Origin of the sequence: Prochlorococcus marinus, assembly GCF_001180245.1 — a bacterium.
GTDB lineage: Bacteria > Cyanobacteriota > Cyanobacteriia > PCC-6307 > Cyanobiaceae > Prochlorococcus_A > Prochlorococcus_A marinus_F.
Genome location: NZ_CVSV01000061.1, coordinates 88,306 through 101,707 on the forward strand (window position 1 = coordinate 88,306; position 13,402 = coordinate 101,707).

General features: G+C 32.9%; 14 protein-coding genes. 8 read left to right on the forward strand and 6 right to left on the reverse strand.

Translation table 11 applies throughout. The features are described from left to right. Nucleotides 1-21: 21 nt before the first annotated feature. A complete protein-coding gene (locus AMO19_RS02405; RefSeq protein ID WP_075507193.1) occupies nt 22-1,560 on the reverse strand; it encodes a SpoIID/LytB domain-containing protein in 1,539 nt (512 codons plus the stop codon). A 92-nt stretch (nt 1,561-1,652) separates the two neighbouring features. Here AMO19_RS02405 and rpmI point away from each other — a divergent pair, with 92 nt between their 5' ends. The 6 genes from rpmI to AMO19_RS02435 all read left to right on the forward strand — a co-directional run bounded on the left by rpmI (nt 1,653) and on the right by AMO19_RS02435 (nt 6,143). Next, nucleotides 1,653-1,850 carry a 50S ribosomal protein L35 gene (rpmI, locus tag AMO19_RS02410; protein WP_002806185.1) on the forward strand — a complete coding sequence of 66 codons (198 nt, stop codon included), beginning with the start codon at nt 1,653-1,655 and terminating at the stop codon, nt 1,848-1,850. Nucleotides 1,851-1,878: 28 nt separating this feature from the next. Then, nucleotides 1,879-2,226 (forward strand): 50S ribosomal protein L20, encoded by a 348-nt coding sequence (gene rplT, locus AMO19_RS02415; RefSeq protein ID WP_075507194.1) that lies wholly within the window; start codon nt 1,879-1,881, stop codon nt 2,224-2,226. A gap of 36 nt (nt 2,227-2,262) precedes the next feature. Further along, the gene (locus AMO19_RS02420; RefSeq protein WP_075507195.1) at nt 2,263-2,820 is read left to right on the forward strand and encodes a tetratricopeptide repeat protein; all 558 of its coding nucleotides are present in this window, start codon (nt 2,263-2,265) and stop codon (nt 2,818-2,820) included. Nucleotides 2,821-2,822: 2 nt separating this feature from the next. Next, nucleotides 2,823-3,617 carry a thiazole synthase gene (locus AMO19_RS02425; protein WP_075507196.1) on the forward strand — a complete coding sequence of 265 codons (795 nt, stop codon included), beginning with the start codon at nt 2,823-2,825 and terminating at the stop codon, nt 3,615-3,617. Between the two features lie 171 nt (nt 3,618-3,788). Next, entirely contained in the window at nt 3,789-4,982 is a 1,194-nt protein-coding gene (locus tag AMO19_RS02430; protein WP_075507197.1) for an NAD-dependent epimerase/dehydratase family protein, read from the forward strand. Between the two features lie 27 nt (nt 4,983-5,009). After that, a complete protein-coding gene (locus AMO19_RS02435; protein ID WP_075507198.1) occupies nt 5,010-6,143 on the forward strand; it encodes a glycosyltransferase family 4 protein in 1,134 nt (377 codons plus the stop codon). Nucleotides 6,144-6,149: 6 nt separating this feature from the next. On the opposite strand, the gene AMO19_RS02440 is transcribed toward AMO19_RS02435, so the two are convergent. From AMO19_RS02440 to AMO19_RS02460, 5 genes are all read right to left on the reverse strand, one after another. Then, complete coding sequence (locus AMO19_RS02440; RefSeq protein ID WP_075507199.1) at nt 6,150-6,398, reverse strand: hypothetical protein; 249 nt, start codon at nt 6,396-6,398, stop codon at nt 6,150-6,152. Nucleotides 6,399-6,527: 129 nt separating this feature from the next. Beyond that, complete coding sequence (gene gcvP, locus AMO19_RS02445; protein WP_075507200.1) at nt 6,528-9,437, reverse strand: aminomethyl-transferring glycine dehydrogenase; 2,910 nt, start codon at nt 9,435-9,437, stop codon at nt 6,528-6,530. Nucleotides 9,438-9,482: 45 nt separating this feature from the next. Next, nucleotides 9,483-9,872 (reverse strand): glycine cleavage system protein GcvH, encoded by a 390-nt coding sequence (gene gcvH, locus AMO19_RS02450; protein WP_075507201.1) that lies wholly within the window; start codon nt 9,870-9,872, stop codon nt 9,483-9,485. A gap of 2 nt (nt 9,873-9,874) precedes the next feature. After that, entirely contained in the window at nt 9,875-11,167 is a 1,293-nt protein-coding gene (locus tag AMO19_RS02455; protein WP_075507202.1) for a methionine gamma-lyase family protein, read from the reverse strand. Between the two features lie 18 nt (nt 11,168-11,185). Then, complete coding sequence (locus tag AMO19_RS02460) at nt 11,186-11,884, reverse strand: hypothetical protein (protein ID WP_075507203.1); 699 nt, start codon at nt 11,882-11,884, stop codon at nt 11,186-11,188. A 75-nt stretch (nt 11,885-11,959) separates the two neighbouring features. Here AMO19_RS02460 and AMO19_RS02465 point away from each other — a divergent pair, with 75 nt between their 5' ends. Further along, nucleotides 11,960-12,898: an acyl-CoA desaturase gene (locus AMO19_RS02465; RefSeq protein WP_075507204.1), complete on the forward strand. Its 939-nt coding sequence runs from the start codon at nt 11,960-11,962 to the stop codon at nt 12,896-12,898. Nucleotides 12,899-12,918: 20 nt separating this feature from the next. Then, complete coding sequence (gene rplI / locus AMO19_RS02470; protein WP_075507205.1) at nt 12,919-13,374, forward strand: 50S ribosomal protein L9; 456 nt, start codon at nt 12,919-12,921, stop codon at nt 13,372-13,374. Nucleotides 13,375-13,402 lie beyond the last annotated feature (28 nt).

The following is a 13,402-nucleotide window of genomic DNA, read 5'->3' on the forward strand; positions in this document are numbered from 1 at the left end:
TAAATTTTAATTACTTAACTTTCATTGAGACAATATCTCAAATTTTTTCAGTTTTGCTTTTCGATAGTAATGATTCAATATTTGTTCATAAGAAAATCCTAATTTAGCCATTTCAATCGCCCCTGACTGAGATAAACCTACACCATGACCGAAGCCTCCTCCTCTCAAAAGCCATAAATCATCACTTAATTTATTAATAGTAAACAAATTACTAGGTATAAAATTTAATACCCGTCGAATATCATCTTTAACTAGAACAACAGATTTATTAACTTTATCCGTTCGTATTTCCAATTTTGTCACTCTGCCACTCGACCCACGTTCAATAGAATTTACATCCAAAACATCATCATTAACATTTATAAGTTTGTTTTTAATTAACTTTTGTTTAATTTCAAAACTAGAAATTTTCTTATTCCATCGAAAAAGAGAATGATAACTCCCATAAAACTGTTCTGTATCAAAATCTAAAAAATTATTTAAATCAGATTCATTTGTAATTGGAAGTTTAAAAATTTTATTTAATGATTTAGAACCATCAATGATCGAATTGAAATAAGAATAATCTTTAATTTGCCAAGACTCGCCTGCAGTAGCAGATACGCCGCCATTAGAACCATGGTAAAAAGCATTAATTGGTTGATTTTTATAAGTAAGAATTAAATTTGAAGTTGCTTCTATAGCTTTTTTTACGTTTTTATTTGTAATTTGAGGAGGTTTATAAACTTGACATTGAGTGGTGATACATAAATGATATTTGTCCATATTAAATCTATCAGAATTAAATATTCCCCAAGTTCTTGCAATAACTGCTTGAGCTTTGAGTGCTTCTAAAGGAGAATTCGGTCCAATTTCATATGGCAAAACACCTGCCAAATAATCATCAAATTCAATTTTCTGAACTAATGTCCAAGTTCCATATAAATCTTTTAATAAATAAAAATTTTTGCCAAAATTGACACCATTTATTTTTATGTCCTCTTGAGCATAAATATATATAGGTCCTTCAAGTTTCATAAGACTATATTCACTTCTAAGAACAGGAGCAATTTGAAAATTTTTTATTTTTCTAGAAATCTTATTTTTTAATTCAAACTCTGGAAGATCATCTTCAAATGGAATCCATACTTCCCAATTTTTAGGGTAGGCAACAGTCGTCTTAAATCCTTTATCTTTAAGTTTCTCTGCTTCTTTTTTTGCTGATTCATAGCTTGCAAAAGGACCAAAAACAATTCTTTCGATTGTTTTTGGATTTTTGATGGGTATATCCACCCAGGAAATATTAATCTGTTTTGATTTATGTTTAATACCATTGGACGATATCAGATTTAAAAAACCTTTATCAGTGATAAAGTTGATATTCTTTTTTTTAGAAAAACTGTCATTCTCCCCGCCTAAATATTGCTTTAAACCAATTAAAAATTTTCCTTTTTTAATTTCATTATTGAGTTCAATCTTTTGCAATTCTTCTCCTTTGACATTTGAAGTAAATTTAATGTTTATTAAAAAGAGAGAAATACAACCTAAAAATAAGTTTAAAAAAGCAAATTTAATTTTCATAAATTAGAACTTTCCTTATCAATTAAAAAACTTTAATTTGCACCAATGCGTATAAAGGTTTAGATTATCCTAATTAAACACATTTGATTTAAATGTCTAAACTAAAAACTCGTAAATCAGCTGCTAAAAGATTTAAAGCTACTGCGACGGGTAAATTTATGAGAAGAAGAGCTTTCCATAATCATTTACTTGATCATAAAAGCTCAAAATTAAAAAGACATCTATCAACAAAAGCTGTAGTTGATGAAAGAGATGCTGATAATGTAAAATTAATGATTCCATACGCATAAATCTTTAACCAATTTTTATTAGATATTCATGGCACGCGTAAAAAGAGGCAACATAGCCAGAAAAAGAAGAAACAAAATCTTAAATCTTGCAAAAGGTTTTAGAGGTGGTAACAAAAATCTTTTCAGAACCGCAAATCAAAGAGTGATGAAAGCTCTTTGTAATGCTTATAGGGATAGAAGAAGAAGAAAAAGAGATTTTAGAAGACTTTGGATTTCTAGAATTAACGCATCTGCAAGAATAAACGGAACAAACTACAGCAAGTTAATAAATGGGATGAAAAAATCAGAAATTATAATTAACAGAAAAATGCTTGCTCAATTAGCAATAAACGACCCTAAGTGCTTTGAAAAAATTGTTTCTTCCGTTAGTAGTTAAAAAAAAAGAATATAATTTAAAAACTAATTATAAATAATGGAAATTTCTTCCTTTCAATCCTATTTAATAATTCTTTTTGTTGTATTAATAATAATTTCCATTTTTGTATTCAGACAATTTCTAAAAACAAGAAGTGAAGAATTAAGTTTAGTAAAATTCGAGCAAACAGGTTTAGATTCTCTTACTAAAGCTACAGAATTATATGAATTTGGTTCTATTCAGATAAAAAAAAGATTATATCCTGAAGCAATTAAAACTTTTTTAAAAGCAATTGAAAATTATGAAAATGAACCTGATGAAGCTAAAGCGATAATCAATAACGCTTTAGGATTTTCTTATGCTGCTCAAAATGAATTTAAAAAAGCAATTAAATACTATAACTCTGCAATCAAATCACTCCCAGAATATCCTATAGCCCTTAATAACCTCGCATCAGCACAACAGCGTTTACTTGAGTATGACTTGGCATATGCAACATATCAAAAGGTTTTGATGATAGATCCAAAAAACAAAACAGCAATAAAAAAAAGTAAAGAGTTAGAAAAAAGAAATAATTACAAACCATATAAAGGTATTAAAGATAAGGGTTTCTAAATATGAAAAATTATTCATCTTTACTAATTGGAGGAAAACAATTTTCCAGTAGATTGATGGTGGGTACTGGTAAATACAAATCTACTCAAGATATGGTTGAAAGTTTGTCAAATTCTGAAACTGAAATTATAACCGTCGCTGTTAGAAGAATTAAAAAAGATCAAACCGGAGAAAATTTACTCGAAAAGATAAACTGGAAAAAATACTGGATGCTTCCTAATACAGCTGGTTGCGTTAATTCCGATGAGGCAGTCAGAATAGCAATTTTAGGCAGAGAACTTGCAAAATTGTCTGGTCAAGAGGAAAATAATTTTGTGAAGTTAGAAGTAATTCCTGACAAAAAGTATTTGCTACCAGATCCAATAGAAACCCTTAAAGCAGCCGAAATTTTAATAAAAAAAGGTTTTGCTGTACTTCCTTATATCAATGCAGATCCTATTCTTGCAAAAAGACTAGAAGAAATAGGTTGTGCAACTGTAATGCCTTTAGGATCACCTATTGGCTCTGGGCAAGGTTTATTAAATTTCTCAAATATAAGGATCATTATTGAGAATGCAAAAGTGCCAGTAATAATTGACGCAGGAATAGGGGTGCCAAGTGAAGCTTCTCAAGCTATGGAACTTGGAGCTGATGGTGTCTTAATCAATAGTGCAATAGCACAAGCTGAAAATCCTCCTCTAATGGCGCAGGCGATAAATTATGGAGTGAAAGCCGGCAGGCAAGCTTTTATTGCAGGAAGAATTAAAAAACAAGACTTTGCAGTAGCAAGTTCACCGGAAAAAAATATATCTATCTAGTTCTTTAAATTTAGCAAAGTTTAAAAAGAGAGTAAAAATTTATTATTTGATTTGATTTATCTTATTTAAGAAAGAAGATTTGAAACTATTTACAATGTTTTTTCGCAAATTGGAAGCGCACTGTAGTAATTTAATAAATATATTACGAATCTATTAATTCTGGAGTTCTGAGTGAAAGTTATTGTTCTAGGTGGAGATGGTTTTTGCGGTTGGCCTTGTGCGGTGAATTTAGCAGAGCAAAATCATGATGTAATTATTGTCGACAATTTAAGTCGTAGAAAAATTGATATTGATCTAGAGGTAGAATCTTTAACTCCAATTGCTTCGATAACAGAACGACTTTCTGCATGGGAAGAGATTGGGGGTAAGCCTATGAGATTTATTAATATGGATATCTCTAAACAATATCAAAAATTACTCAACTTGCTCATTGATGAAAAACCAGATTCAGTGATCCATTTTGCAGAACAAAGAGCAGCTCCTTACTCAATGAAATCGAGTTTTACTAAAAGATATACAGTAGATAATAATGTTAATGGCACTCACAACCTTCTTGCTGCAATAGTAGAGAGTAATTTAGATATTCATGTTGTTCATTTAGGAACAATGGGAGTCTACGGATATGGATCGCATAGAGGTGCAACAATTCCGGAAGGTTATCTAAAAGTTGAAGTTCCACAACCTGATGGAAGCCGCTTTGAAGAAGAAATATTACACCCTGCAAGTCCAGGTAGTGTTTACCATATGACCAAAACTTTAGATCAATTATTATTTCTTTACTACAACAAAAATGATCTTGTAAGGATTACTGATCTTCATCAAGGCATTGTTTGGGGAACAAATACAGAAGCAACTTTAAAAGATCCGAGATTGACAAACCGATTTGACTATGACGGAGACTATGGAACTGTTCTCAATAGATTTCTTATGCAAGCTGCAATTGGGTATCCATTAAGTGTTCATGGTACAGGAGGACAAACAAGAGCATTTATACATATAAAAGACTCTGTAAAATGTGTACAACTTGCTCTTGAAAATCCTCCTAAACCTGGAGAGAGAGTCAAAATCTTTAATCAAATGACTGAGAGTCATCAAGTTGGAGAACTAGCTAAAAAAGTTGCGTCTCTAACAGGTGCTGATATCAATTATTTACCAAATCCAAGGAATGAAGCAGTAGAAAATGATCTAATTGTTGATAATAAATGCTTTATAGAATTAGGTCTAAACCCAACGACTCTTGATAATGGCTTATTAGAAGAAGTTGTTGAAGTTGCTAAAAAATACTCTAATAGATGCGATCTTAAGCGCATACCTTGTGTTTCATCCTGGACTAAAAAACAAGCTGAGGCTATAAAGACTAATTAAAATTTCTGAAAAAACTACCTTAAGAAAGTGAAAATTGCATTGTTTACTGAAACTTTTTTACCTAAAGTTGACGGCATAGTCACAAGACTGACTAAAACGATTGAATTTTTAATAAAAAATGGTGATGAAGTTATAATTTTTTGTCCAGAGGGGTGTCCAGAATCATATATGGGAGCAACTGTAGTTGGTGTTGCTGCAATGCCATTACCTTTATACCCAGAGTTAAAGCTTGGTTTGCCAGGTCCTGCAGTCTCAGATAAGTTAGAAAAATTTAACCCAGATTTGATACATGTTGTTAATCCAGCTGTACTTGGCTTAGGCGGCATATGGTTAGCGAAAACTAATAACATCCCTTTAATTGCTAGCTACCATACTCATCTTCCGAAATATCTAGAACATTACGGTATGGGTATGTTAGAGCCACTTTTATGGGAATTACTTAAAGCAGCACATAATCAAGCTTTGTTAAATTTATGTACTTCCACCGCTATGGTAAATGAGTTAAAAGATAAAGGTATTCAAAGAACTGCTCTATGGCAAAGGGGAGTAGATACTTACAGTTTTAGACCAGATTTGAGAAGTGAGAAAATGAGAAAAAAATTATTTGGGGAATATAACGACGCTAATTACTTGTTGATTTATGTAGGAAGATTATCAGCAGAAAAACAAATTGAGAGAATTAAACCAGTCTTAGAAAGTATTCCTAATGCTTGCCTAGCACTTGTTGGTGACGGACCATATAGAAACCAGCTTGAAAAAATCTTCGAAAATACAAAGACTAATTTCATAGGATATTTATCTGGCGATGAACTTGCTAGCGCCTATGCTTCTGGAGATATATTTTTATTTCCATCTAGTACAGAAACACTTGGGTTAGTTTTACTAGAAGCAATGGCAGCAGGATGTCCAGTTATCGGAGCCAACAAGGGAGGGATTCCAGATATTATTAGTGATGGGATTAATGGTTGTTTATATGATCCTGATGAAAAAGATAATGGAGAACAGAGCTTGATTGCAGCAACAAAAAAAATTCTAGAAAATGAAGATAAAAGAGAAATTATGAGGAAGGAGGCACGAAACGAAGCAGAAAAATGGGATTGGAATCAAGCAACTCTACAACTGCAAAATTATTATGCAGATACTCTAAAAGAAATAAATTAAACTTAATTATGCTACGTGTGGAGGCGTAGGACTGTTATAAGAACTTAAAGGAAGTATTAGAGTGGCGATATTTTGATTCTTTTCAGGCCTTTTTTTCTTTGAAAATTTTTTACCAAAGGGCACTCTTATAACATTAGTTCCTTCAATGAGAGAAATGTTGGTGTTATCTCCTGAAAAATTATTGACAAAATCTGGTAAGTCTATGTTTTTAACTGGCAGATGCTTAACATTACCAGATTTAAAATCTTTGGTCATAGCTTCAAATACCCCAAAAAATTTGATGCTCGTACATTTTAATAAAAAAATTTAAAAAAATTCTATAAGAAAATATTAAATTTTTATTCTCACTGATAATAACTAAAGAAATATAAGGACGCTAGTCCTTTAAGCACATTTTTTTTCTTCGAAAGTCTCTCCTTGATTTACATTGCAAGAACAAATTAAATTGCGATCGCCATATGCATTATTGATCCTAGAAACTGAGGACCAAAACTTAATAGATGTTGGAGTTTTATAAGGAAAAGAAGCTTTTTCTTTTGAATAAGGATAATGCCAATTATCAGCAATTAACTCTCTCAGCGTATGGGGAGCGTTACTTATTACATTATTATTCTTTAATTCACTATTTTTTTCTATTTCGCTGATTTCTTCACCAATCAATAGCATAGCTTCGCAAAATCTATCCAATTCAACTAAACTTTCACTTTCAGTAGGCTCTATCATTATGGTCTCTGGAACAGGCCAACTGATAGTTGGTGCATGAAAACTATAATCTATTAATCGTTTAGCTAAATCATTCACACTCAAACCAGTTTTGGATTTTAAATTTCTAAAATCTAAAATACATTCATGTGCGACAAAATTATTTTTTCCTTTATAAAGAATCTTGAATTTACGCTTTAAAGAATGCGCAATATAATTTGCAGATAAAATTGCATGCGCAGTTGCTTTCCTCAAACCACTAAAACCAGCCATTTTTATATACATCCAACTTATTGGAAGAATACTTGCACTCCCATGCTTGGCAGAAGATACGTAGTTAGAACTATTAGATAAATTATTATCCATTAAAGAATGAGTAGGAAGAAATGGGCTTAAAGTTTCTGATGCAGCAACTGGACCTACTCCTGGACCACCGCCTCCATGTGGAATGCAGAATGTTTTATGTAAATTCAAATGACAAACATCAACACCATAATTCCCCGGTTTACATAATCCAACCTGAGCGTTCAAATTTGCTCCATCTAAATAGACAAATCCTCCAACAGAGTGAATTAAATCACATATCTCTCTGATTTGTAATTCAAAAACTCCATGAGTAGAAGGATAAGTCAACATGAGAGCCCCTATTTGGTTATCAAATTTCTTGACCTTGATCGACAAATCTTGAAAATCAATATTTCCCTCGTCATCACATTCAACAGTTAACACATCAAAACCTGCCATAACTGCACTAGCAGGATTTGTTCCATGAGCACTTTTGGGAATTAAACACTTCTTTCTTAACAGTTCACCTTTTGATTCAAAATAAGAATTAATTGCCAATAAACCTGCAAACTCTCCCTGAGAGCCTGCATTTGGTTGAAAAGAAACTGATTGTAAACCAACAATATCACTGATCCATTTTTCTAGGTCAGATATGATTTTTGAATAACCCTTAGTTTGATCTGGTGGGGAAAAAGGATGAATTGATGATAACTTTGCCCAAGAGACTGGATTTAACTCTGCTGCAGAATTTAACTTCATGGTACAACTTCCCAATGGCATCATTCCATCTACCAAAGAAAAATCTTTTTCTGCAAGTCGGAATATATATCTCATTAATTCAGTTTCACTTTGATAATTTGTAAATATATCTTGCTGCATCCATGCACTGGATCTCAAAGCTAAACTTTCAAGTTGAAATACTTTATCAAATTTTATATGCTCTAAATCTTCTTCTTTTTCTACAAGGTTTGCTATGAAAGTCAAAATATCTTTGATTTCTTTTTCATCACTAAGCTCATCTAAAGAGATCCCAAAGCCAGTTGAATTTTCAATAGTTGATCCCAGCGGCAAAATTCTTAAGTTATAGCCATTTTTTAAAGCTTCATTGTGGATCCTCTGGGAGTGCTCAGAATAAACATCAACACTATCAAATCTAATTCCATCAGGAATATCAAAACCTAGAGCAGCTAAACTTGATTCTAAATTTATTCTCAACTCCACTACTCTTTTAGCAATTTGAATTAATCCAGAGGGTCCATGGTAAATAGCATAAAAAGAAGAAATTATGGCTAACAAAGATTGAGCAGTACAAATATTACTTGTGGCCTTTTCCCTTCTAATATGTTGCTCTCTTGTTTGCAATGCTAGTCTTAGAGACTTTTCTCCATTTTTAGATAGAGTTTGTCCAACAATTCTTCCGGGGATCAGCCTTTTATATTTTTCGCTACAAGCAAAATATGCTGCATGGGGGCCACCAAAACCCATTGGAACGCCAAATCTTTGCATACTACCAACTGCTACATCAACACCAAATTCAGAAATTGGTTTAATCAAAACTTGTGCCAGTGGATCAACACATGCCGTAACAGTAATTTCTGATCTATGTGCTTGGGATATTAAGAAGGTGGGATCATATAATTCCCCATTTTTGCCAGGTAATTGCAACAACATTCCAAAAACATCATCATGATTAGGAAGGTTACTTTGAGTAAAGCGTTTTAAGGATATTCCCAAAGGTTTTGCTCTGGTTTGCAGAACATTAAAAGTATGATCAAAAACATTTGATTCCACTAAGTAAACTTTTGAAGATTTATTTTTTCTTGCGGAAAAACTCATCGCCATAGCTTCTGCAGCAGCAGTACCCTCATCTAACAAAGATGCATTAGCGACAGGGAATCCTGTTAGTTCACAAATAATAGTTTGAAAATTAAATAGAGCTTCTAATCTTCCTTGTGCAATTTCTGCTTGATATGGAGTATAAGACGTATACCACCTTGGGTTTTCAAGAACATGTCTTTGGATTACTTTAGGCATGTGATTGTCATAATAACCAAGGCCTATTAGTGATCTCATTTTAATATTTTTGTTCGCAATCTCTTCTAATTCATTTAAAGCCTCAATTTCTGAACAACCTTGAGGCAATATTGCTGAAGATTTATCTTTAAGCTGAATATCTTCAGGAATAACTTGATTTATAAATTGATCAATATTATTAAAACCAAGCTTGTTCAGCATAATTTTTTCATCATTATCACCTAACCCAAGATGCCTATCTATAAACAAATCAGACCCAAATTTGGATGTCATATTAAAATATTTTTCTTTAAAATAGCTCTTTTTAAAAAGTTTGCCTTATTTTGGCACAACCTTTAATTGATATTCCTCAGAAGTCATTAAATCAGCAATTGATGCTTTTGATTCTGGTTTCAAAATGACTAACCAACCGTCTCCAATCGGATCATTCTGTAAAAGCTCAGGGTTCTCAATAACACTTTCATTTACAGATACTATTTCCCCTGAAAAAGGCAGGTAGACTTCCTCAACGGCCTTAACTGATTCTATTGTTCCAAAAGTGTCCCCTTGCTCTAAAGTCGCCCCTTGATCAGCTAATTCAATAAAAACAATATCTCCTAATTGATCTATAGCGAATTCACTAACTCCAATTTTTAATAATCCATTTTCTTCCAAGACATATTCATGAGTATCTGCATAGTTGAGGTTGTCTGGAAACTTGTAAGACATGATTAAGTAAATAAAGGAAGTAGAGAATCCTTTGAAATAAATTTTTCTTCTAATAATTCGAATAATAATCGAATTAATGCAATTTTGATGTGAGCTATGTGAGAACCACCTTGAACAAAAATATTGTAAGGATCTCTTAGAGGGGCATCAGCAGAAAATTCACTTGTACTACCTTCAATAAATGTGCCTCCCGCCATTAATAATTTTGAATCATATCCATCCATTGATGATGGGACAACATTCAGAAAAGAATCTACAGGTGAAGAATTTTGAAAAGATTGACAAACTTTTTGTACCAAGTCAGGATTATTCAATCTTACAGACTGAATAAGATCAGATCTATAAGTTGCTGGCTCTGGTAAAACCTTAAATCCCAAATTTTTAAAGACTGCTGCAACCATATCGGCACCTTTTAGTGATTCGTGAACAATTTGTGGTGCTAAAAACAAACCCTGCAAAATTAATCTTCCTAGTCCAAAATTTATTCCTGCAGAAGAGCCAATACCTGGTGAAGTTAATCTAGAACATGCCATCTCAACCAACTCTGCATCTCCTGCAACGTACCCACCAGTAGGAACGATTGTTCCTCCCAAATTTTTAATCAATGATCCAGCAATTATGTTTGCCCCTTTAGAAATTGGTTCACTATCTTCAACAAGCTCCCCATAACAGTTATCAACAAAACATATACAATTAGGATCAAGAGAATGAATAAGACTACAAATTTTCTCTATCTGATGATTCGTAAGAGACTTTCTCCAACTATATCCACAACTTTTTTGTATGAATACTAATTTGCATGAATTTTCTTTAAAAGAATGAACAATTTTTTCTTCAAAAGAATCAAAATTCTCGCAGATATTTATTTGCTTATATTCAATCTCAAAATCTTTAAGTGATCCTTTTTCTCCTCCCCTTATTCCTATGACTTCTTCTAAAGTGTCATATGGTTGTCCTGTAAGAGATAACATTACATCTCCAGGTCTAAGAATTCCAAATAAGACAGAACTTATTGCATGCGTTCCACTTACAAATTGCATCCTTACAGCTGCCTTTTCAGCAAGAAACAATCTTGCAAAAACCGCATCAATTTTTTCTCTGGATATATCATCATGACCACTACCAGAAGATTGGTTGAAATGACTAGTAGAGACTTTTTCTTCCTTAAAAATCGTCAAAATATTTTCTAATTTCTGAAAAACCTGATTGGACCTTTCTTGAAAAACTTTACTTAAACTCTCTTCGACAGAAAGAACAGCTTTTTCAGCCAGTTTTAAGTTATTGTTTAGCGTCATTTATTGTGAAAATTCATGTTATTTCTCAGAAGCTAAATTTCTTAATTCGGCGAGGAAAGCATTAGGTCCCCTGCCATGAAAATAAGAAAGTTTTTTTGAAGCCTCGTATAAATCAAGAAGTTCTCCATCTAATTCTTCTGCAGTATAATCTCTAATTCCTGCTATTACTTCAGCAAAACGTTCTCTACGGGCAGATTTATTGACAGCATAAGCTTCCATTACCTGAACTCTACATGATCTCCAAGCCTTATTCTGACAAAAATGCACTGAAAGAGCATCACTTAAAGCAGAAGCTTCTTCATCTTCTATGTACCAATCAAAAGATGAAGGTAGAGATTTTAATCCTGAAAATATCTCAAATAACTCACCGGCCGACAATGGATTACCAGAATCATTTTTTAGGGGTAATGCAGACTCTTCCAAAGATTTCCATAACTCTGGGTAATCACTTTCAAAACGATCCCTGATTTTTTCAATACCTTGATCAAGAATCGTATTAACTTGAGCTAAAGCAAGAAAAACTTCGGGACCTGGCGAAGATAACTTCCCATTCCTAAGATTAGAAATTTGCGAATTATGAACTTTACCTAAATCAAGAACTTCAGAAAGTAATGGCAAGACTTTATGAGACCATCCATTTCTTTCATGCCAGAGGTGTATCAAATGAGCCATAGCCCTTCGACCTCTAGATAATTTATCGCGATATCCGAGACTCACAGATAATTAAACTTATCAATAGTATAGTATGATAATATTACATATCGGTAATTTTGAAAATAGTTTTTCAATATCATGAATTCAGTAATTTTCCAAGAAACAGCAAAATTAAAAAAACCTGTTCCAGCTGAAAAAGTTATAGAACTCTCAGAAAAATTACTGGAACCCTCTAGTCATTCAAAAAGATATCCTCCAAGACTACACAAAACGTGGGGAACGATAGTTTTTATGGTTGCAATTCATGTTCTTTCTCTTGTAGCTATACAACCAAAATTTTGGAGTCTTCCTGCAGTCACTTCATTATTATTTTTTTACTGGGTAACTGCTTGTTTAGGAGTAACTCTCGGATACCACAGATTGTTATCACACAGATCGTTCATTGTTCCAAGATGGTTGGAAAGATTTTTTGCTACCTGTGGAGCAATAAGTTGCCAGCATGGACCAATAGATTGGGTAGGTTTACATAGGCATCACCACTCTTTTTCAGATACTGAAGTAGATCATCACAATAGTAAAAAGGGATTTTGGTGGAGTCATATGGGTTGGATGTTTAAAGACGTTGAAGCACTAAAAGCTGTTCCAAAACTTAGTGCAGATTTAATCAAGGATCCATACTATAGATTTCTAAATAAATATTTTTTATTCTTACAAATTCCTATTGGACTTTCTTTGTACGCAATAGGTCAAAAAGTAGGAGTTGGAGGATGGGCTCTAGTCCTTTGGGGAATTCCATTGAGGCTTGTGGTTGTTTATCACGTAACTTGGCTAGTCAACTCCGCGACGCATTGTTGGGGTAAAGCACCATTTGAAAGTGGTGATTCATCTAAAAACAATGCGTGGGTTGCTGCATTAACATTTGGAGAAGGTTGGCATAATAACCATCATGCATTTCCCAATTCGGCAAAACAAGGATTATTTAAAGGTCAAATCGATATAACCTGGGAACATATTAAGATTCTTGCGAAATTTGGTCTTGCAAAAAAAGTAAAGTTACCCTCTAGGTCTTATTATTAACTATATTGTCCAATATTTTCATGGCTAAAAGAGTACAAGTCGCATTAACTGAATCAATCGCACCACTAGGTAAAGAAGGAGATCTAGTTGAAGTAGCACCTGGATACGCAAGAAACTTTTTATTACCTTATGGCAAGGCAATGAATGTAACACCAGCAGTCCTAAAACAAATTGAACGGAAAAAAGAAAAAGAAAAAATCGCTGCTGAAAAATTAAAGCAAGAAGCTTTAGATTTCCAAACTGCATTATCTACAATAGGTAGGTTCACTATCAAAAAACAGGTTGGAGAAGATGGTGTCCTTTTTGGAACGGTTACCAATGGGGATGTTGCCGAAGCGATAGAAGCAGCAACTAAAAAAGAAATTGATAGAAGAAACATTACTGTTCCTGATATTCATAATTTAGGTTCCTTTACTGCAAAAATAAAATTACATCCTGATGTAATTGCAGAAGTAAATATTGAAGTAACAAGTTAATCAATTTGTTGCATTATTTTGAAAAGTA